Below are 19,742 nucleotides of genomic sequence, written 5' to 3' on the forward strand. Positions count from 1 at the left end.
ACGAGCACAAGCCGCCGGTCTCCCGGTCTCCTACTCGGGTTCGGTCGTCTTCTCGCCGACCACCTGCTCGTCGGACGCCTTCGCCCCGTCGGTCGTCCCCGAGTCGGCGGCGCCGGGCACCTTGACGTCGTCCTCCTCGAAGCCGAACGCGATGTCCGGCGCCTCGAGACGCACGCGGTCCGCCGACTCGTCGTCGGGCTGCAGCTGCGACTCGCGTTCGGCCGCGACGCGCTTGAGGTAGTTCGCGACCTCCGCCTCGGTCTGCTCCTGGTCCCAGCCGAGGACACCGGCCATGAGCCTGGCCGCGACCGGGGCCGCCGACTCGCCACGGTCCCACGCCTCGATCGAGATGCGGGTGCGGCGGGCGAGGACGTCCTCCAGGTGCAGGGCACCCTCGTGCGAGGCCGCGTACACGACCTCCGCGCCGATGTAGTCGTCCGCGCCGGGCAGGGCCTCGGCGAGCGCCGGGTCCTCCTTCACCAGCTGGAGCACCTCGGTCGTCAGCGTGCCGTAGCGGTTCAGGAGGTGCTCGATCCGCACCTTGTGCACCCCGAACGACTTCGCGGTGCGGCCGCGCTTGTTCCACGCGGCCGGGTAGCCCTCGGCGCCGAGCAGCGGGATGTCCTCCGTCGTCGAGGCGGGGATCTTGCCGTCCATCGCCGCGACGGCCTCGTCGATGGCGTCCTTGCCCATCACGCGGTACGTCGTCCACTTGCCGCCCGCCACGACGACCAGGCCGGGGGCAGTGTGCGCGACCACGTGCTCGCGGCTGAGCTTCGACGTCTGGTCGGACTCGCCTGCAAGGAGCGGACGGAGTCCGGCGTAGACGCCCTCCACGTCCTCGCGGGTGAGCGGGACACGGAGCACCTTGTTGACGTGCTCGAGGATGTAGTCGATGTCCGCCGCGGTCGCCGCCGGGTGCGCCTTGTCGAGGTACCAGTCGGTGTCGGTCGTGCCGACGAGCCAGTGCCGCCCCCACGGGATGACGAACAGCACGCTCTTCTCGGTGCGGAGGATCATGCCCATGTTCGACTGGAAGCGGTCGCGCGGGATGACCAGGTGCACGCCCTTGGACGCCCGGACCTTGAACTGCCCGCGGGTCCCCACCATCGCCTGGGTGTCGTCGGTCCAGACGCCCGTCGCGTTGACGACCTGCTTGGCCCGGATGTCGAACTTCTCGCCCGTCTGGATGTCGTGCGCGTGCGCACCGACGACCCGCTCGCCCACCTTGATGAAGCCCTCGATCCGGACCCGAGCGGCAGCGTGCGCGCCGTACGACGCCGCGGTGCGGACCAGGGAGGAGACGTAGCGCGCGTCGTCGACCTGCGCGTCGTAGTAGGTCATGCCGCCGACGAAGGCGTCCTTCTTCAGGGACGGCATCGAGCGCAGCACCTGCGTGCGGCTGAGGTGCCGGTGGTGCGGGACGCCGGGCGGACGACCGCCGGACCAGCTGAAGGCGTCGTACATCGCCATGCCGATCCCGATGTAGAAGCGCTCCCACACGCGGTGGTTGAGCGGGAAGAGGAAGCGGACCGGCTTCACCAGGTGCGGAGCGATGCGCTGCAGGAGCAGGCCGCGCTCGATGAGGGCTTCACGGACGAGCGCGAAGTTGAGCTGCTCGAGGTACCGGATGCCACCGTGCACGAGCTTCGAGGATCGGCTCGAGGTCCCAGAGCCCCAGTCCCGCGCCTCGACGATGCCGACGCTCAGGCCGCGGGTCACGGCGTCGAGCGCACTGCCACCGCCCACGATGCCGCCGCCGACGACCAGGACGTCGAGCTCCTTGGTCTTCAGCGCCTCGATCGCTGCGGCCCGTTCGTCCGGGCCGAGCTTCGCCCCGGGGTCGAACCCCGCCGTGCCGAACGCTCCGGTGGGTGCCTTCTTGCCCGAGACCGTCGCTGCCATGGTCGCCTCCGCGCTGCCGAGCACGTCGTGCGTGCTTCTCGTCGAGCGCCGTGGCGTCACCCGCGCTGTACGGGTGCCACCGTCACTGCTGGTGGTACGGCGCCACGACCACTTCTACTCGCTGGAACTCCTTGGCGTCGGAGTATCCGGTCGTGGCCATCGAGCGACGCAGCGCGCCGACGATGTTCGCGCGGCCGTCCCACGTCGGGGTCGGGCCGTTCAGGACGTTCTCGAGCGGGGCGATCGTGCCGACCTCCACCCGGCGGCCACGGGGCAGCTCCGGGTGGTGTGCCTCGGCACCCCAGTGGAAACCGCCACCGGGCGCTTCGGTCGCGCGGGCCAGCGCGGTGCCGAGCATGACCGCGTCGGCGCCCATCGCGATCGCCTTGACCACGTCGCCCGCGGTGTCGAGGCCGCCGTCGGCGATGACGTGCACGTACCGGCCACCGGACTCGTCCATGTAGTCACGCCGGGCACCGGCGATGTCGGCCACCGCGGTCGCCATCGGGGCGTGGATGCCGAGCGCCGCGCGCGTGGTCGACGCGGCACCGCCACCGAACCCGACGAGGACACCGGCCGCACCGGTGCGCATCAGGTGCAGCGCCGCCGTGTAGGTGGAGGCGCCGCCGACGATCACCGGGACGTCGAGCTCGTAGATGAACTTCTTGAGGTTGAGGGGCTCGGTGCTCTGCGAGACGTGCTCGGCGGAGACCGTGGTGCCGCGGATGACGAAGAGGTCGACACCGGCGTCGACGACCGTCTGGGAGAACTCCTGCGTGCGCTGCGGGCTCAGGGAACCGGCGACCGGGACCCCGGCGGCGCGGATCTCAGCGAGACGCGCGGTGATCAGCTCGGCCTTGACGGGCTCGGCGTAGATCTCCTGCATGCGCTTCGTGACGTTGCCGTCGGTGAGCGCGCGGATCTCGGCGTAGTAGGGCTCCGGGTCTTCGTACCGGGTCCAGAGGCCTTCGAGGTCGAGCACACCGAGGATCCCGAGCCGGCCCATCTGGATGACCGTGGCGGGCGAGGACACCGAGTCCATCGGCGCCGCGAGGATCGGTGCTTCGAACGTGAAGGCGTCGATCGACCACTGGACGTTCACGTCACGCGGGTCACGGGTGCGCCGCGACGGAACCACCGCGATGTCGTCGAACGCGTACGCCCGTCGTCCGCGCTTGCCTGCACCGATCTCGACTTCACTCACCCGGCAAGCCTACCGGGCGGGGTTCTCGCGCCGCACGGTCCAGGCGGACGGGTCGGGTCGCGCGCGCGGCGGGACGGGCGTCGGCGGGCGCGGCGGGACGGGCGTCGGCGGGCGCGGCGGGACGGGCGTCGGCGGGGCGGGGCGGGACGGGCGTCGGCGGGGCGGGGCGTTTGGCGGGCGCGGCGTTGGCGGGCGCCGCGTCAGCGCGCGCGGCGTCGACGCAGCACGCGGAGCGTCAGGCCGAGGCCGAGCGCCAGGACGATCAGCACGACGAGCAGTGCGGCCGCGACCTTGACCAGGAGCGCGGCACCGACGAAGAGCACGGCGAACACGATCCAGACCAGGACGTCCATCGCGACGCTCGACACTCGTTGCACGCCGAGAACCTACCCCGTCGGGCGTCTGGCCGCGTCCGCTCCGGGGAAAGCGACACGGTGCGGCGTTGTGCGCGGCGCATTGCCCTGCGCGCTGTCGCTTCCGTCGCGTCGACCCCGAGCGCACCGCATCGACGCGGCCGAGTGACCCCGGGCGTGGGAGAGGGGCCGTGCGGCGCTGACGCGACTTCGCACGACCCCTCTCGGTGCCGGTACCGCCCCCACAGCGGCACCGGCGGGTCGACCCCGCTCAGCGATTGCTCGCTACCGAGCGGCGTCGACGTCCTTGGCGAGCGTCCCGAGGTAGAGCTCGATGACCTTGGGGTCGTCGGCGAGCTCACGTCCGGTGCCCGAGTAGGCGTTCCTCCCCTGGTCCAGCACGTACCCACGATCGCAGATCTGCAGACAGCGTCGCGCGTTCTGCTCGACCATGATGATCGACACTCCGGCCTTGTTGATCCGGCGGGTGCGGATGAAGGTCTCGTCCTGGCGCACCGGGGACAGGCCGGCGCTCGGCTCGTCGAGCAGCAGCACCTTCGGGTCCATCATCAGCGCACGGGCCATCGCGACCGACTGCCGCTCACCGCCGGAGAGCGATCCGGCCCGCTGCCCCTTGCGCTGACCGAGCACCGGGAACAGGTCGTAGATGACCTCGAGGCGCTCGGCGAACTTCCGCGGCCGCAGGTACAACCCCATCTGCAGGTTCTCCTCGATGGAGAGCGAGGGGAACACGTTGTTCGTCTGCGGCACGAAGCCGACACCCGCCTGCACGAGCTTGTTCGCCTTCATGTTGGTGATGTCCTCGCCCTGCAGGGTCACCGTCCCCTCACGCACGGAGACCAGGCCGAACAGTGCCTTGAGGAGCGTCGACTTGCCGGCGCCGTTCGGACCGATGATGCCGATGAGCTCGCCGGGGTAGCAGTCCAGGTCGCAGCCGTTGAGGATGTTCACGCCCGGCAGGTAGCCGGCGACGAGGCCACTGGCGCGCATCACCGGTTCGAGCGTCGCCGTGGCGGTGCCGCCACCGGTCACGTCGGTCGCGCCGGTCGGGTCGGCCGCACTGGAGGCCCTGTTCGGGTCCACGGGGTTCGTCGCGTCGGTCATCGGGTCGCCTTCCCGTCGTCGGCGGCGGTCTCCGCCGTGCCGTCTTCTGCCTGGTCTTCCTCAGCGACCTCTTCCGCGAGTTCCTCGTAGGTCTCCTCGGTGAGGAGCGAGTCGTCACCGAGGTCGGTGTCGTGGTGCGCGCCGAGGTACGCGTCGATGACGGCCTGGTCGTCCATCACGGTGCCCGCCGGCCCCTCGGCGACGACCTTGCCCTCCGCCATCACGACGACCCAGTCCGAGATGTGCCGGACCATGTGCATGTCGTGCTCGACGAACAGCACCGTCATGCCGTCGTCGCGCAGGGACTGGATGTGCCCGAGGAGCGACTGGGTCAGCGCCGGGTTCACGCCGGCCATCGGCTCGTCGAGCATGATCATCGTCGGGTCGGACATCAGCGCCCGCGCCATCTCGAGGAGCTTCCGCTGGCCGCCCGAGAGCGAGCCGGCGTAGTCGTCCTTCTTCTCGAGGAGCTTGAAGCGCTCGAGGAGGTCCTCGGCCTTCGCGGTGATCTCGCGCTCACGCTTGGACCACACCGGCTTGATCAGCGCGGCGAAGAAGTTCTCGCCGGGCTGGTCCTTCGCGCCGAGCAGCATGTTCTGCATCACGGTGAGCCGGGACAGCGCCTTGGTGAGCTGGAAGGTGCGGACCATGCCGGCGCGCGCCACCTTCGCGGCGCCGGTGTTGCCGAGGGTCTTCCCGTTGAAGACCCAGCGCGCGTCCTTGCCGCTCGAGGGCTTGTCGAAGCCCGTGAGCAGGTTGAAGAACGTGGTCTTGCCCGCGCCGTTCGGGCCGATGAGCGCGGTGATCGAGCCCCGCTGGACCTCGAGGTGGTCCACGTCCACCGCCGTCATGCCGCCGAAGTGACGGGTGATGGCGTCGACCGTGAGGATCGGGTCCGGCTTCGCGGAGCCAGGGGTGTGCGCGACCGTGGTCGTCGATGGTTCAGACACTGAACGTCAGCTCCTTCTTGTTCCCGAGGAGTCCCTGTGGGCGGAAGACGATGAGCAGCATGAGCGCGACGCCGACGAGCACGTAGGAGAACTGCTCCGCCTGCTGCGCGTTCATGATCGAGTTGGGGATGAAGTCGCCCGCGAGCGTGCGGATCGCGAGCCGGAGGACGAAGAACAGCACCGAGCCGAGTACCGGGCCGAACACCGTCGCAGCACCGCCGAGGATGAGCGCCGTCCAGATGAAGAAGGTCATCGAGCGGCCCATCGCGTCCGGTTGCACCGAACTCGGCAGCACGTAGATGATGCCGGCCAGAGCGCCGAGCGCACCGCCGAACACGAGCGCCTGCATCTTGTAGGAGTACACGCTCTTGCCGAGGGAACGGACCGCGTCCTCGTCTTCGCGGATGGCCTTCACGACGCGGCCCCACGGGCTCCGCATCAGGAGGAACAGCACGAAGGTGAACAGGGCGACGAGGCCCCAGCCCACGATGCGGATCCACCAGCCGTTGACCCCGTTGTTCGAGTACGTGAACCACAGGATGGTGGTGGTGCCGTCCGGCAGGAAGCTCAGCGCGTTGAACGCGTCGCGGTAGCTCGACCCGGTGATGCCGTTCGATCCACCGGTCGTGGTGGTCAGCAGACTCGACCTGCCGACCATGCGGATGATCTCCGCGCCGGAGATCGTCACGATCGCCAGGTAGTCGCCACGGAGCCGCAGTGTCGGGATGCCGAGGATGATCGCGAACACGATCGCGACGAGCAGGGCGATCAGGACGGCCATCCCGAACGGCAGCCCGTTCGTGATCGAGATCGCGAAGCCGTAGGCGCCGAGCAGCAGGAACGCCGCCTGGCCCATGTTCACCAGACCGGTGAGCCCGAAGTGCACGTTCAGCCCGATCGCGGCGAGCGCGAACGCCGCCGTGGTGGGCGCGAGGGCCTCCTGCGTCAGCGCGCTGAGGAGGTTGACGATGTAGTCCATGGCTGCCCCTTAGCCGATCCGCTCGGCACGGCCGAAGATGCCCTGCGGCCGGAACAGCAGGATGAGGATGAGGATGACGAGTGCGGTGGCGTACTTGAAGTCGCCCGGCAGCACCAGGTTCGTGAGCTCGACGACGACGCCGATGATCATCGAACCGACGAGTGCGCCGTACGCGGTACCGAGACCACCGAGGGTCACGGACGCGAACATGAGCAGGAGCAGCTGCAGACCGGTCTGCCAGTTCACGCCGTTGAGCACGAGGCCGAGCATCACGCCGGAGAGACCGGCGAGACCCGCGGCGAGCGTCCACACGAACCGGATCACCCGGTCGACGTCGATGCCGGACGCCGACGCGAGCGCCGGGTTGTCCGAGACCGCACGCGTCGCCCGGCCGAATCGGGTCTTCGCGAGGAAGAGCCCGGTCGCGATCAACACGACGAGGGCGATGCCCATCGCCACGTAGGACTGCACGGTCAGGGTGACCCCGGCGAACGTGACCGTCGACGGGTTGCTCTGCTGGATGCGGACGGTCGAGGCACCGAAGAAGTACTGGAACGCGTACTGCGCCGCGATCGACAGCCCGATCGTCACGATCATGAGCTGCGTCAGGCTGATCCGTCGGCGGCGCAGCGGTTTCCAGATGATCATGTCCTGGAAGTAGCCGCTCGCCGCGCAGAGGACGACGACGATCACCCCGGAGAGCCAGATGTTCCAGCCGAGCTGGTTCGCGAACACGTACGCCAGCAGACCGCCGAGCGTCACCTGCTCACCGTGGGAGAAGCTCGACAGCCCGGTCGTGCCGTAGATCAGCGACAGTCCGATCGAGGCGAGGGCGATGAGCAGTCCGAGCCGGATGCCGGACACGAACTGCTGCCAGGCCCGTGCGGCGGTGACGCTCGTCGTGGCGTCGCTCGTCGTCGCGCCCTGCTGGTCGGACAGCTGGAAGATCTGTCCCGCGTTGGCGTTGAGGTTCGCCTGCACCGTGCGCTTCGCGTCGGCGGCGTTCGTCAGGTACTGCCCCTTCGGGAGGGTGTCCTGGTCCACGGTCACGGTGTACTGACCGGAGGCCGGGACGCTCACCGACCAGCGGCCGGCGTCCGTCGTGGTCGACGTCGCCGTGAAGCCGGACGGGCCCGCGACGTCGACGTCCACGCCGGACGCGGGCTTCCGCGCGGAGTCGAGGATCGTGCCCTGGATGCACCCGTTCGTCGGGCTGACGGTGCAGGGCTGGGTGCTGGACGGTGCGGTGCTCGCGCTCGCGCTGGCACTCGCCGTCGCGGTGGTGGTCGCGCCCTGGGCGGGGAGCGTCACCGCCCAGTCGATGAGGAAGGTCGCCAGGAACGCCGCGACGAGCACGACGACGAGCACCAGTCGGCGACGGCCTGGCGCACCGGGGCGGAATCGGCGCAGCAGCGCCGATCCCGCAGGAGTGATGGATCCCACGGAAGAGCCTCTCGTTCGGATGACGAGGAACCTATGGTGATTTTGTGTCACCCGTGTTTCCAAAAGATTCCCTGTGGAATTCGTGGCGCAACTGTGACGATGTGGAGGAACCGTCCGTTGCGGAGCCGACCCCAGCCTCCAGGCCGGTTCCGGAGCCGCTCCCCACCGGGCACCCGCCGGAATGCGCGACCCGCCGCGCGCGTTAGCATGGTCTATCCGGAACCCGACGCTGCGTCCGGTGTCTCACCACTTCACCTCGCCCACGAAGGGGACCCATGGACCAGCCGGATCCGTTCGGATTCATCGGACTCACGTACGACGACGTCATGCTCCTGCCGGGGTACACCGACGTCATCCCGAGCGAGGCGTCGACGACGTCCCGGCTCACCAAGCGGATCTCCGTCAACGTCCCGCTGCTCTCCGCGGCGATGGACACCGTCACCGAAGCCCGCATGGCCATCGCCATGGCGCGCCAAGGCGGCATCGGGATCCTGCACCGCAACATGTCGATCGCCGACCAGGCGGCAGCTGTGGACAAGGTCAAGCGTTCCGAGTCGGGCATGATCACCAACCCGGTGACCACGACCCCGGACGCGACCGTCGCCGAGGTGGACGCGCTCTGCGGCCAGTTCCGCGTCTCCGGGCTGCCGGTCGTCGAGGGCGACGGCACGCTCGTCGGCATCATCACCAACCGCGACATGCGGTTCGTGGCGCCGTTCGAGCAGCAGACCACGCTCGTCCGCGACGTCATGACGAAGGCGCCGCTCATCACGGCACCGGTCGGCATCGACCCGGACGACGCCGTCGCGATCTTCGCCGAGCACAAGATCGAGAAGCTGCCGCTCATCGACGAGGCCGGCAAGCTCCGCGGCCTCATCACCGTCAAGGACTTCGACAAGAGCGAGAAGTACCCCGACGCCACCAAGGACGACGCCGGCCGACTCCGTGTCGGTGCCGCGATCGGGTTCTTCGGCGACGCGTGGCAGCGCGCGACCGCCCTGCTCGAAGCCGGTGTGGACGTCCTCGTCGTGGACACCGCCAACGGCCACAGCGCCGGCGTGCTCGACATGGTCCGTCGTCTGAAGGCCGACCCGGCGTTCGCCGGCGTCGACGTCATCGGCGGCCAGGCGGCCACCCGCGAAGGCGCACAGGCGCTCATCGACGCGGGCGTGGACGCGGTCAAGGTCGGCGTCGGCCCCGGGTCGATCTGCACCACCCGCGTCGTCGCCGGCGTCGGTGTGCCGCAGGTCACCGCCGTGTACGAAGCCTCGCTCGCCGCGCGTGAAGCCGGCGTGCCGGTCATCGCCGACGGTGGCCTGCAGTACTCGGGCGACATCGCGAAGGCCCTCGTCGCCGGCGCGGACACCGTGATGCTCGGATCGCTCCTCGCGGGCACCGACGAGTCCCCCGGGGACCTGGTCTTCGTCAACGGCAAGCAGTTCAAGGCGTACCGCGGGATGGGCTCCCTCGGTGCACTGCAGACCCGTGGCAAGAAGACCTCGTACTCGAAGGACCGCTACTTCCAGGCGGACGTCCCCTCGGACGACAAGCTCGTCCCCGAGGGCATCGAGGGCCAGGTGCCGTACCGCGGCTCCGTGGCGAACGTCGTGTACCAGCTCGTCGGTGGGCTGCGGCAGTCGATGTTCTACGTCGGCGGCCGGACCATCCCGGAGCTCAAGGCCCGCGGCAGGTTCGTCCGGATCACCCCGGCGGGGCTGAAGGAGTCGCACCCGCACGACGTGCAGATGGTCGTCGAAGCGCCGAACTACAGCCGGTAGCCAGAACTCCTGCTCGAAAGCGACAGTCCCCGGTGGGTAGCCCACCGGGGACTGTCGCTTTGCGGCACCACACCGCCCGCAGCGCCACCCGCGCGGTGCCCGGGCGCGCGCAGCGCCCGCCCCCGCGGGCCACCCGCGAACCGGAGTACCCGCACAGGTTTCGTCACGGCTCGGTAACGAAACACTTTCCGTACCGCCCCGTCACACGGGCGAAACACCCGGACCCTACTTTTGCTCGCATCCCCACACGGAGGCGTCGCACTCGACCCGATGCGACAACAGCCCCCGTGCCGAGAAAGGGTTCCACGGATGATCAGAACCACCCGCGCCACCACGGCGCTGGCACTGGCGGGAGTCGCGGCGGTGCTGCTCGCGGCGTGCTCGACCTCCGGCAGCGCCGACCCGTCGTCGTCCGCCTCCGCGTCCAAGAAGGACCCGGCGGCCAGCTGCCAGGCCCCGTCGTCGCCCGGCACCGACGCGCTGAAGATCGGCACGATCCTGCCCCTCACGGGCTCGCTCGCCTACCTGAACCCGCCGGCCGAGGCCGGTGTGGGCCTCGCGGTCGACGACATCAACGCGGCCGGCGGTGTGCTCGACAAGGACGTCTCCATCGACCCGCAGACGGACTCCGGCGACAGCACGGACATGACGGTCTCGAGCTCGGCGGCGTCCAAGCTCGTGAACGCGAAGGTCCCGGTCGCGATCGGCGCGGAGTCCTCGTCCGTGACGCTCAACGTCATCGACCAGCTCACCAGCAACTGCATCGTGGAGATCTCCCCCGCGAACACCGCGTCCGACCTCTCGGGCTACTCGTCGTACTACTACCGGACCGCTCCGCCGGACTCGGTGCAGGGTTCGGCGCTCGGCCAGCTCGTCACGGGTGACGGCAACGCCAAGGTCGCGTTCCTCGTCTTCAACGACACGTACGGCACGGGTCTCCGCAACTCCGTCCAGGAGGCCGTCGAGTCCTCCGGTGGCCAGGTCGTCTACGGCGGCAAGGGCAAGGGCCAGGAGTTCCCGCCCGGACAGACCACGTTCTCGTCCGAGGTCACGGCGGCCCTCGCCGCCAAGCCCGACGCGATCGTCGTGCTGGCGTTCGACGAGACGAAGTCGATCATCCCCGAGCTCGTCTCGCAGGGCTGGGACATGTCGAAGGTCTACATGTCGGACGGCAACACCGCCGACTACTCGAAGGACTTCGACAAGGGCACCCTGAACGGTGCGCAGGGCACGATCCCCGGCGCCTCGCCGAAGGACGACCTGAAGCAGCGTCTCGCCGCCTACTACAAGAAGTCGTCGGGCAAGGACCTCGCCGACTACTCGTACGCGGCTGAGTCCTACGACGCCACCACCCTCGCCGCACTCGCTGCGGTGAAGGGCAAGGGCACCGACTCCGGCACGATCCAGGCCAACATGGACAAGGTGTCCGGGGCCGACGGTGGCACCGAGTGCTCGACGTTCAAGGACTGCAAGGCCCTGCTGGACGACGGCAAGGACATCCACTACACGGGTCCGTCGGGCATCGGTCCGTTCGACTCGAACAACGACCCGTCGAGCGCCTACATCGGCATCTACAAGTTCGACGGCGACAACAAGCCGGTGTACCAGAGCGCCATCCAGGGCTCGGTCAAGAAGTAGCACCGCAACGAAAGCGACAGTCCCCGGGAGGGTTCCTCCCGGGGACTGTCGCTTTCCGCGATCGGTCGCGTCCGGCCCGGCAGCTGGTCGCCACCACGGCGGACGGGAAGCTCGGTTCGGCCCCGTCAGGCCGCCACGGCTGGCACCGCGGTGCGGCGGGCGCGGCGCGCAGCCACGAACGAGTCCGTGGACAGGATCAGCAGCGCGATCCACACGATGCCGAACCCGATCCACCGCGAGGTCGACATCGCCTCGTGCTGGATCGTCACCCCCACGATCAGCTGCATCACCGGCGTCAGGTACTGGGTCAGCCCGAGCGTGGACAGCGAGAGGCGCCGCGCCGACGACGCGAAGAGGAGCAGCGGCACCGCCGTCGCCGGGCCCGCGCCGATCATGATGAGCGCGTGCACCCAGCCCTGGTTGCCGAAGGTGATGCCGCCGCCGATGCCGGTCACGCCGAGCACCACGAGCGTGACGACGGCGACGGGGGTCAGCCACATCGTCTCGATCGTCAGCCCGGACAGCGCGTCGACGGTCCCGCCGACGCGCTTCTTCACGAGCCCGTACAGCCCGAACGAGAACGCCAGCGCGAGGGAGATCCACGGCATCTGCCCGTAGCCGACCGCGATGACGACGACCGCGACGATGCTGATGCCGACGGCGGTCCACTGCGCCGGGCGCAGCCGTTCCCGGAGGAGCACGACGCCGAGCGCGATCGTGACGAGCGGGTTGATGAAGTACCCGAGCGCTGCCTCGACGGTGTGGCCCGTCGTCGTCGCGATGACGTACACGGTCCAGTTCACGACGATGAGCACCGCGGCGATCGCCATCACACCCATCACCCGACGCTGGGCGATGAGGGAGCGCGTGCGCAGCCACGACCGCGTGACGAGGATGGCGACCAGGCAGAACCCCAGCCCGAAGACGATCCGCCACGCGACGATCTCGAACGCGCCCGCCGGCGCCATCGCGACGAACAGCAGCGGCATCAGCCCCCAGAGCCCGTACGCGACGATCGCCTGCACGACGCCGACCGATGCCTCGCTCCGAACCGCCCGCTCTGTCACGGACCAATGCTACGGAAACGGCGAACGCCCCGGCAGCACGAGGCTGCCGAGGCGTTCGCCGGGTGGAGCAGGTGTCAGTGCTCGATGACCGCGAGGACGTCGCGAGCGGAGAGGACCAGCAGGTCCTCGCCCGAGTACTTGACCTCGGTGCCGCCGTACTTCGAGTAGATGACCTTGTCGCCGACGGCGACGTCGAGCGGGACGCGGTTGCCGTTGTCGTCGATGCGACCCGGGCCCACGGCCACGACCTCGCCCTCCTGCGGCTTCTCCTTCGCGGTGTCCGGGATGACGAGACCGGAAGCAGTGGTCTGCTCCGCCTCGACCTGACGGATGACGATGCGATCTTCGAGCGGCTTGATGGTGACGGCCACGGTGACCTCTTCTTTCTCGGTACTGACTCGGTACAGATGAAAACCGGTTGGCACTACGCACACGAGAGTGCCAGATCCAACTGTAGGGGGCCTCTGGCACTCGGTCAATCCGAGTGCCAGTCCTCCTGGTGATGACAGGATCGTCTCATGGACGCCACCGAACTCGCTCAGCTCCTGACCCCGGACGGGATGGCGCTCCTCGACCGGACGCCGGCGGTCTCCGACGACGGCGAGATCGTCCGCGTCGTCTCCCGTCTCCGGGCCGAGGGACACGATCCCCGACTCGTCGCCGCGGTGCTCACGCAGGCGAAGCTCCGGCAGAAGGCCCGCGGCAAGTTCGGCGACTTCGCGAGCCGGATGCTGTTCACCGAGGCGGGCCTCGAGCAGGCGACGCGGCTCTCCGTCGCCGCCCAGCACGCCGGGCGGTTCGCCGCGGCCGGGCTGCACCGGGTGGCCGACCTCGGTTGCGGCATCGGCGGTGACGCACTCGCGATGGCTGCGCTCGACCTCGACGTCACCGCCGTCGACCAGGACGAGGTGACGGCGGCGGTGGCGACGCACAACCTCGCACCGTGGCCGGACGCCCGTGTGCTGCTCGGTGACGCGGCGACGTTCGACGTGTCGAGCGTCGACGGGGTCTGGATGGACCCGGCACGACGGACCGCCGGACACACCAACACCCGTCGGCTCGCCGACCCGGACGACTGGTCGCCCTCGCTCGACACCGTGTTCGCCGCCGCCACCACGACCCCGACCGGCGTGAAGCTCGGACCGGGCATCGACCGCGACCTCATCCCGGACACCGCCGAGGCGCAGTGGACCTCCGTCGACCGGGAGGTCGTGGAGCTCGCACTGTGGTTCGGCCCGCTCGCCCGACCCGGCATCCGGCGCGCCGCGACCGTCATCGGTACGCACGGCATCGCCGAGCTGACCGGGGCGGAGGACGCCGAGGACGTCGAGGTCGGCCCGGTCGGCGAGTACCTCCACGAACCCGACGGCGCGGTCATCCGGGCGCGGCTCATCGGTGACCTGGCCCGGTCGATGGACGGCCGGATGCTCTCCGAGGGGATCGCCTACGTGACGTCGGACAGCCCGGTGACGACCCCGTTCGCGCAGACCTTCCGTGTGCTCGACACGATGCCGCTCGACGTCAAGCAGCTCGCCGCACGACTGGCCGCGGACGGGGTCGGCACGGTCGAGATCAAGAAGCGCGGCGTCGACGTCGACCCGGCGCAGTTCCGGAAGCGTCTGCGACTGCGCGGCGGTTCACGCCGGATGACGCTCGTCCTCACCCGCGTGGCGGGACGGCACACCGCGCTGCTGTGCGAGCGCCTCAGCTGACGAAGGCGCCGGAGTCCGAGCCGTAGTCGGTGCCGTAGTCCGAGTAGCCACCGGAGTGGCCGATCGCGAAGACCACCAGGGCGATCCAGAGGATCCAGATGCCGGTCATCACCCAGCCGGCGATGATGCCGGTCAGCGCGAGACCGCGGCCCTGCTCGCCGCTCTGCCGGATCTTGCCGAGCGCCACGTGCCCGAGGATCGCGCCGGCGGGGCCGAGCAGGATCGCGATGAAGAAGAACGGGACCGCGCCGAGGCCGAAGACGATCGACAGGATCGCGAGGATGTTCGTCTTCGGGCGCTGCGCGTACGGCTGGTACCCGGTGTTGGCGTAGGCGCTGCCGGGGGCGGCGTACGGGTTCTGCTGCTGCGCGTACGGGTTCTGCTGGGCGTACGGGTTCTGCGGCTGCTGCGCGTACGGGTTCTGCTGCTGGCCGGGCTGCGCGTACGGGTTCTGCTGCTGGCCGGGCTGCGCGTACGGGTTCTGCGGCTGCTGACCGTACGGGTCCTGCTGCTGACCGGGCTGCGCGTACGGGTTCTGGGGAGCGCCGTACTGCGGCGGCTGCGGTGCGCTGTACGGGTTCTGCGGCTGCTGCTCGTCCGGCTTCGGCCGCTCGTTCTGATCGGACACGGTGCACCCCTCCCGACGGCCCGTGCGGCCGTCCGTTCGATCCTCCCACACCGGCGGGGACCGGACCTCAGACCTGGACGGTGGTGACGGGGAGCGTCGAGTCCGCGGCGATCCCGAGGTCGCTCGGCGCGTGTCCCTCGGCGACGAGCCGGGCACCGACCGCCGCGATCATCGCGCCGTTGTCGGTGCAGAGGTCGAGCGGGGGGATCCGCAGCGCGACCCCCGCCTCCGCGCAGCGCGCCTCGGCGACCGCACGGAGCCGGGCGTTCGCGACGACGCCGCCGCCGAGCAGCAGCCGGGGCACCCCGGTGTCCCGGCAGGCGTTCAGCGCCTTGGTCACGAGGACGTCGACCACGGCTTCCCGGAACGACGCTGCGACGTCCGCCACGGGGACCTCACGCCCCTCGTCGCGGCAGCGCTCGACCCACCGGGCGACGGCGGTCTTCAGCCCGGAGAACGAGAAGTCGTAGCGGTGCGCGGCCATGTCCTTCGGCAGGGTGAGCCCGCGCGGGAACCGGATCGCCTTCGGGTCCCCGTCGGCCGCGGCGCGGTCGATCTGCGGCCCGCCCGGGTACGGCAGCCCGAGGAGTCGCGCGACCTTGTCGAACGCTTCTCCCGCGGCGTCGTCGATGGTCTCGCCGAGGAGTTCCACGTCGTCGACGAGGTCCCGCACGAGGAGCAGCGACGTGTGCCCACCGGACACCAGGAGCGCCACGGTCGGCAGCTCGAGTTCGCTGCCGTCGGCGCGGAGGACGTCCGCCCCGACGTGTCCGACGAGGTGGTTCACCCCGTACAGCGGCTTGCCGGTGGCCACGGCGAGCGCCTTCGCCGCCCCGACACCGACCATCAGGGCACCGGCGAGCCCGGGGCCGGCGGTGACGGCGACCGCGTCGAGCTCGTCGAGGGTCACGCCGGCGCGCTGCAGCGCCTCGGACAGGGTCGGGGTCATCGCCTCCAGGTGCGCGCGTGCGGCGACCTCGGGCACGACGCCGCCGTAGCGCGCGTGCTCTTCCATGCTCGACGCGATGACGTTCGCCAGGAGCGTGCTCCCCCGGACGATGCCGACGCCGGTCTCGTCGCACGAGGTCTCGATGCCGAGCACCAGTGGTTCACGCATCGAGTGCCTCCTGTCCGACGGGGCCGAGCCCCGGCGTCTGCGCGGGTGCGAGCGCGGCCCGCATCACCCACGCGTCGACGCCGTCCGGCTGGTAGTAGCGCGGCCGGGTGGCGATGTGCTCGAACCCGAACGCGGTGTACATCGCCTGGGCGACCGGGTTGTCGGCGCGGACCTCGAGGAAGACCTCTCCCACGCCACGGCGACGGGCTTCGTCGAGGAGCTCGGTGAACAGCACGCGGCCGATGCCCTCCCCGCGGTGCTCCGCCGACACCGCGATCGTCTGGACGTCGGCGACCGGGTTGCCCGCGAGCGAGGACAGGCCCGCGTACCCGACGATCGTCGGCGCACCGTCGTCGGTGGTCTCGACGACGACGTAGTACCCGTGGGGCGAGTACAGCTCGCCGGACATCTGCGACGCCGACCAGGCGTCGGTGGGGAACGAGGCGTGCTCCAGCCACATCACGTCGTCGAGGTCCTGCGGGTGCGCGCGCCGCAGGCGCAGCCCGGCGGGCAGGGTCACCGGCCCACCCGCTTGGGTGCGCCGGGCATCGTGACGTCGGGATCGCGGAGGTACAGGGGGGCGTCCTCGGCGAAGGAACCGCCGGACGCGAGCCGGTCCGCGGCGAGCGCCCCGAGCCTCCCGGCGGGGATGGTGGTCGCGGTGACCCGCGGGACCTGCCTGGAGGCTCCCAGCACGTCGTCGAGGTCCGCCGGCCTGGCCAGACCAGGGCCCGCAGTGCGCGTGCCGGTCTGGTCGTGGACGCTCCAGTAGACCTCGCGCCGTCGGGCGTCCGTCAGGACGACGACGGGGCCGTCGGCTTCCGACGTCGCCTCGGCTGCGACCGCGTCGTGGCTGACCAGCGGCAGGAACGGGACGTCGCGTGCCGCGGCGAAGGTGCGTGCGGCCGCGATGCCGACGCGGAGGCCGGTGAACGGGCCGGGGCCCATGCCCGCGACGACGCCGGTGACGTCCGCGGCGGTGATGCCGGCGTCGTCGAGCACACCCTGCAGGAACGGACCGATCACCTCGGCATGGCGGCGGGAGTCCTCGGTGGACCGTTCCGCGAGGACCGTCCGGGTCTCGGGGTCGACGACGGCGACGGAGGTTCCGGCGGAGGTGTCGATCGCGAGCAGCACCCGTCCATCGTAGGCGGACAGAACCGGTGGTTCGCCCTCCCTCTGGGGGCAGGACGGCGCTGTCGGGCCGGTCGCCGCGACCGACAGTTCCGGGTACGAGCCCGCCGGGAGGGCTCGATCCCAGGGAGAGCTCATGCACAAGCGCTTCACCACGGCCGCCGTCGCCGCCGTGATCCTCACCGCCGCACTGGTCGCTGCACCGCTCGGAGGCGGAGGCACCGCCGAGGCTGCCGTGCCGGTGGGCAACATCGGGAAGTTCAAGCAGACCTTCCGCGAGGACTTCAAGACCGCTGCTCCCGCGAAGGGCAAGTTCGCGAAGACCTACGCGAAGTCGTGGCAGCCGTACCCGGACGGGATGTCCGGCATGTACTACTCGGGCTCGCAGATCAGTGCGCACGACGGCTCGATGGACGTCGTCCTGGACGGCAAGCACGGCGCTGCCGGGACCTTCGGGACGCCGACCGGCGCCTGGGGGCACGTCGGCGGGAAGTTCTCCATCCGCGCTCGGGCGCTCGGCGGCAAGGCCAACGGTGCGGCGTTCATGCTCTGGCCGACGTCGAACGTGTGGTCCGACGGGGAGATCGACTTCCCGGAGAGCAACTTCGAGGCGACGCCGATGGTCCACCACCACTCGATGGTGAAGGGCAAGGAGGTCAACGCGATCAGCACCTCGACGGGCGTCAAGTGGAAGGACTGGCACGTCTACTCGGTCGAGTGGATCCCCGGGAAGTCCGTCACCTACTTCGTCGACAACCGGGTGATCAGCAAGGTCACGAAGGACGTCCCGAAGACCGCGCACCGGTACATGTTCCAGGTCGGGAACTGGGGCGCTGCCGGACACCTGTACATCGACTGGGTCACGACCTACGACTACAAGCCCTGACCGGGTGTCCCCTACTCGGGGGACTTTTCGGCTGTCCAATCCTTGTGATACGTCATCGAATCTGCTTAGAGTGCTCGCCGTGCCGAGATCCGGCTGTGCGGCACTCGTGGGGACGGGCGCTGCGCTCACGTCAGGGAAATGACATCCATGCAGACACGTACCAAGCGAGCGGCACTCACTGCGGCACTGCTCGGCGCCACACTCGTCGCCGTCCCGTTCGGAGGGGCGTCGGCCGCATCCGCAGCGACGACCTCCGTCACCGGAGCCCAGTTCGAACAGACCTACGGCGAGGACTTCGCCACCGATGCGGCGGCCGGCGGACAGTTCGCGCGGCAGTACGCGAACTCCTGGCAGCCGTACCCGGACGGGACCGGCGGGATGTGGTATTCCGGCTCGCAGATCAGCGCGCACGACGGGTACATGGACGTCGCGCTCGACGGGCGGCACGGCGCAGCCGGGACCTTCGGCACCCCGTCCGGAGCCTGGAGCCACCAGGGCGGCAAGTTCACCGTCCGGGCGATGGCGACCGGCGGTGACCGGAACGGCGCGGCGTTCATCCTCTACCCGACGTCGAACCGCTGGGCCGACGGGGAGATCGACTTCCCGGAGAGCAACTTCGAAGCGACGCCGATGGCGTACCAGCACCTGATGACCCCGGGACTCGAGGGCCTCTCGCACAGCGCCAGCACCGGCGTCTCGTGGCGGGACTGGCACACCTACTCGGTCGAGTGGATCCCGGGGCAGTCCGTGACGTACCTCGTCGACGACCGGGTGGTCCAGCGGATCACCTCGGACGTCCCGACCACGCCGCACCGCTACATGTTCCAGGTCGGCAACTGGGGCGCTTCCGGGCACCTCTACATCAACTGGGTCAGCATGGCCGAGTACGTGGGCTGACCCGATGGCCGAGGAGCAGACGCTGGACGACGGGCCGTTCTTCCACGGGACGAAGGCCGACCTCCGGGTGGGTGACCTGCTGACCGCGGGGTTCCGGTCGAACTACCGTCCGGAGATCGTGATGAACCACGTCTACTTCACGGCCGTCGGTGCCGGTGCCGGGCTCGCAGCGGAACTCGCTGCGGGTCCCGGCGAGCCGCGCGTGTACATCGTCGAGCCGACGGGTGCGTTCGAGGACGACCCGAACGTGACCGACCGGAAGTTCCCGGGCAACCCGACGCGGTCCTACCGCAGCACGTCGCCCATCCGGGTGGTCGGCGAGGTGACGGACTGGACCCGGCTCACGCCCGAGGCGCTGCAGACCTGGCGGGACCGGCTCGCGGTACTCCGGACCGAGGAACGCGGCGCCATCATCAACTGACGCCGCACCACCTGACGGTCGGCGTCAGAGCGTGACGCCGGCCCAGCGCGGACCGGTCGCGGTGACGACCACGCGGCGGGGTTCGTCGGGGACGTCGTCCGGGTCGAGGTCGTCCGGCGCGGCATCGGTCGCGTCGGCTCCGGTCGCACGGACGATCTCGACGTCGAGCACGCTGTCGGTGATGCCCTCGACGAAGCCCCGCCCCCACTCGACGACGACGATCGAGGCGTCCCAGTCGAGGTCGAGGTCGTCGAGCTCCACCGGGTCGGACAGCCGGTACGCGTCCACGTGCACGAGGTCCGGGCCGGACGTCGTGGGATGGGTCCGCGCGAGCACGAACGTCGGGCTCGACACCTGACCGCGGGCGCCGAGCGCCGCCCCGAGACCCCGGGTCAACGTGGTCTTGCCGGCACCGAGCGGCCCGGTCAGCACGACCAGGTCGCCGGCGCGGAGGACCGCGGCGAGCCGGGCACCGAGCGCACCCATCTCCTCGGTGCTCGCGACC

20 protein-coding genes are annotated in these 19,742 nt (G+C 70.1%); 6 read left to right on the forward strand and 14 right to left on the reverse strand.

Annotated features, from left to right (window positions below; genetic code table 11):
* Positions 1 to 30: 30 nt before the first annotated feature.
* From EDF24_RS01120 to EDF24_RS01145, 7 genes are all read right to left on the reverse strand, one after another.
* On the reverse strand, positions 31 to 1,905 hold the full coding sequence (locus EDF24_RS01120; RefSeq protein ID WP_123701408.1) for a glycerol-3-phosphate dehydrogenase/oxidase: 1,875 nt from the start codon (positions 1,903 to 1,905) through the stop codon (positions 31 to 33).
* Between the two features lie 82 nt (positions 1,906 to 1,987).
* A complete protein-coding gene (locus EDF24_RS01125) occupies positions 1,988 to 3,109 on the reverse strand; it encodes a GuaB3 family IMP dehydrogenase-related protein (RefSeq protein WP_123654776.1) in 1,122 nt (373 codons plus the stop codon).
* 200 nt (positions 3,110 to 3,309) lie between these two features.
* Positions 3,310 to 3,486, reverse strand: coding sequence for a hypothetical protein (locus tag EDF24_RS18975; RefSeq protein ID WP_185017301.1), 177 nt, complete (start codon positions 3,484 to 3,486; stop codon positions 3,310 to 3,312).
* A gap of 261 nt (positions 3,487 to 3,747) precedes the next feature.
* Complete coding sequence (locus EDF24_RS01130) at positions 3,748 to 4,473, reverse strand: ABC transporter ATP-binding protein (protein ID WP_243698229.1); 726 nt, start codon at positions 4,471 to 4,473, stop codon at positions 3,748 to 3,750.
* A gap of 110 nt (positions 4,474 to 4,583) precedes the next feature.
* Positions 4,584 to 5,537 carry an ABC transporter ATP-binding protein gene (locus tag EDF24_RS19610; protein ID WP_123654778.1) on the reverse strand — a complete coding sequence of 318 codons (954 nt, stop codon included), beginning with the start codon at positions 5,535 to 5,537 and terminating at the stop codon, positions 4,584 to 4,586.
* Complete coding sequence (locus EDF24_RS01140) at positions 5,530 to 6,516, reverse strand: branched-chain amino acid ABC transporter permease (RefSeq protein WP_123654779.1); 987 nt, start codon at positions 6,514 to 6,516, stop codon at positions 5,530 to 5,532. Before EDF24_RS01140 ends, EDF24_RS19610 begins: the two co-directional genes overlap by 8 nt.
* 9 nt (positions 6,517 to 6,525) lie before the next feature.
* Positions 6,526 to 7,872 (reverse strand): branched-chain amino acid ABC transporter permease, encoded by a 1,347-nt coding sequence (locus EDF24_RS01145; protein WP_123701409.1) that lies wholly within the window; start codon positions 7,870 to 7,872, stop codon positions 6,526 to 6,528.
* Positions 7,873 to 8,234: 362 nt separating this feature from the next.
* Here EDF24_RS01145 and guaB point away from each other — a divergent pair, with 362 nt between their 5' ends.
* Both guaB and EDF24_RS01155 read left to right on the forward strand, forming a co-directional pair.
* Positions 8,235 to 9,737 carry an IMP dehydrogenase gene (gene guaB, locus EDF24_RS01150; RefSeq protein ID WP_123700862.1) on the forward strand — a complete coding sequence of 501 codons (1,503 nt, stop codon included), beginning with the start codon at positions 8,235 to 8,237 and terminating at the stop codon, positions 9,735 to 9,737.
* Positions 9,738 to 10,046: 309 nt separating this feature from the next.
* Complete coding sequence (locus EDF24_RS01155) at positions 10,047 to 11,375, forward strand: ABC transporter substrate-binding protein (protein ID WP_123654781.1); 1,329 nt, start codon at positions 10,047 to 10,049, stop codon at positions 11,373 to 11,375.
* 125 nt (positions 11,376 to 11,500) lie between these two features.
* Here the strand turns inward: EDF24_RS01155 and rarD are convergent, their stop codons facing one another.
* Positions 11,501 to 12,442 (reverse strand): EamA family transporter RarD, encoded by a 942-nt coding sequence (rarD, locus tag EDF24_RS01160; RefSeq protein ID WP_123654782.1) that lies wholly within the window; start codon positions 12,440 to 12,442, stop codon positions 11,501 to 11,503.
* A gap of 74 nt (positions 12,443 to 12,516) precedes the next feature.
* Complete coding sequence (groES, locus tag EDF24_RS01165) at positions 12,517 to 12,813, reverse strand: co-chaperone GroES (protein ID WP_056121496.1); 297 nt, start codon at positions 12,811 to 12,813, stop codon at positions 12,517 to 12,519.
* A 147-nt stretch (positions 12,814 to 12,960) separates the two neighbouring features.
* Between groES and EDF24_RS01170 the strand changes: the two genes are divergently transcribed.
* Positions 12,961 to 14,154: a class I SAM-dependent methyltransferase gene (locus EDF24_RS01170; protein WP_123700863.1), complete on the forward strand. Its 1,194-nt coding sequence runs from the start codon at positions 12,961 to 12,963 to the stop codon at positions 14,152 to 14,154.
* On the opposite strand, the gene EDF24_RS19615 is transcribed toward EDF24_RS01170, so the two are convergent.
* From EDF24_RS19615 to tsaB, 4 genes are all read right to left on the reverse strand, one after another.
* Positions 14,147 to 14,782 (reverse strand): DUF4190 domain-containing protein, encoded by a 636-nt coding sequence (locus EDF24_RS19615; protein ID WP_221181330.1) that lies wholly within the window; start codon positions 14,780 to 14,782, stop codon positions 14,147 to 14,149. The genes EDF24_RS01170 and EDF24_RS19615 overlap by 8 nt on opposite strands.
* A gap of 67 nt (positions 14,783 to 14,849) precedes the next feature.
* Complete coding sequence (tsaD, locus tag EDF24_RS01180) at positions 14,850 to 15,899, reverse strand: tRNA (adenosine(37)-N6)-threonylcarbamoyltransferase complex transferase subunit TsaD (protein WP_123700864.1); 1,050 nt, start codon at positions 15,897 to 15,899, stop codon at positions 14,850 to 14,852.
* On the reverse strand, positions 15,892 to 16,419 hold the full coding sequence (gene rimI / locus EDF24_RS01185) for a ribosomal protein S18-alanine N-acetyltransferase (RefSeq protein ID WP_260233325.1): 528 nt from the start codon (positions 16,417 to 16,419) through the stop codon (positions 15,892 to 15,894). Before rimI ends, tsaD begins: the two co-directional genes overlap by 8 nt.
* A complete protein-coding gene (gene tsaB, locus EDF24_RS01190; RefSeq protein ID WP_123700865.1) occupies positions 16,416 to 17,036 on the reverse strand; it encodes a tRNA (adenosine(37)-N6)-threonylcarbamoyltransferase complex dimerization subunit type 1 TsaB in 621 nt (206 codons plus the stop codon). Before tsaB ends, rimI begins: the two co-directional genes overlap by 4 nt.
* 133 nt (positions 17,037 to 17,169) lie before the next feature.
* Between tsaB and EDF24_RS01195 the strand changes: the two genes are divergently transcribed.
* The 3 genes from EDF24_RS01195 (at position 17,170) to arr (ending at position 19,237) form a co-directional block, all read left to right on the forward strand.
* Positions 17,170 to 17,919 (forward strand): glycoside hydrolase family 16 protein, encoded by a 750-nt coding sequence (locus tag EDF24_RS01195; protein ID WP_123654788.1) that lies wholly within the window; start codon positions 17,170 to 17,172, stop codon positions 17,917 to 17,919.
* Between the two features lie 147 nt (positions 17,920 to 18,066).
* On the forward strand, positions 18,067 to 18,816 hold the full coding sequence (locus tag EDF24_RS01200; protein WP_243698200.1) for a glycoside hydrolase family 16 protein: 750 nt from the start codon (positions 18,067 to 18,069) through the stop codon (positions 18,814 to 18,816).
* A gap of 4 nt (positions 18,817 to 18,820) precedes the next feature.
* The gene (gene arr / locus EDF24_RS01205; RefSeq protein ID WP_123654790.1) at positions 18,821 to 19,237 is read left to right on the forward strand and encodes an NAD(+)--rifampin ADP-ribosyltransferase; all 417 of its coding nucleotides are present in this window, start codon (positions 18,821 to 18,823) and stop codon (positions 19,235 to 19,237) included.
* A 24-nt stretch (positions 19,238 to 19,261) separates the two neighbouring features.
* Here arr and tsaE read toward each other — a convergent pair whose 3' ends face one another.
* A complete protein-coding gene (gene tsaE / locus EDF24_RS01210; protein ID WP_123701411.1) occupies positions 19,262 to 19,723 on the reverse strand; it encodes a tRNA (adenosine(37)-N6)-threonylcarbamoyltransferase complex ATPase subunit type 1 TsaE in 462 nt (153 codons plus the stop codon).
* Between the last annotated feature and the right edge of the window lie 19 nt (positions 19,724 to 19,742).

The sequence above is a fragment of the Curtobacterium sp. PhB130 genome, from assembly GCF_003755165.1.
In the GTDB taxonomy this organism is placed as follows: Bacteria; Actinomycetota; Actinomycetes; order Actinomycetales; family Microbacteriaceae; genus Curtobacterium.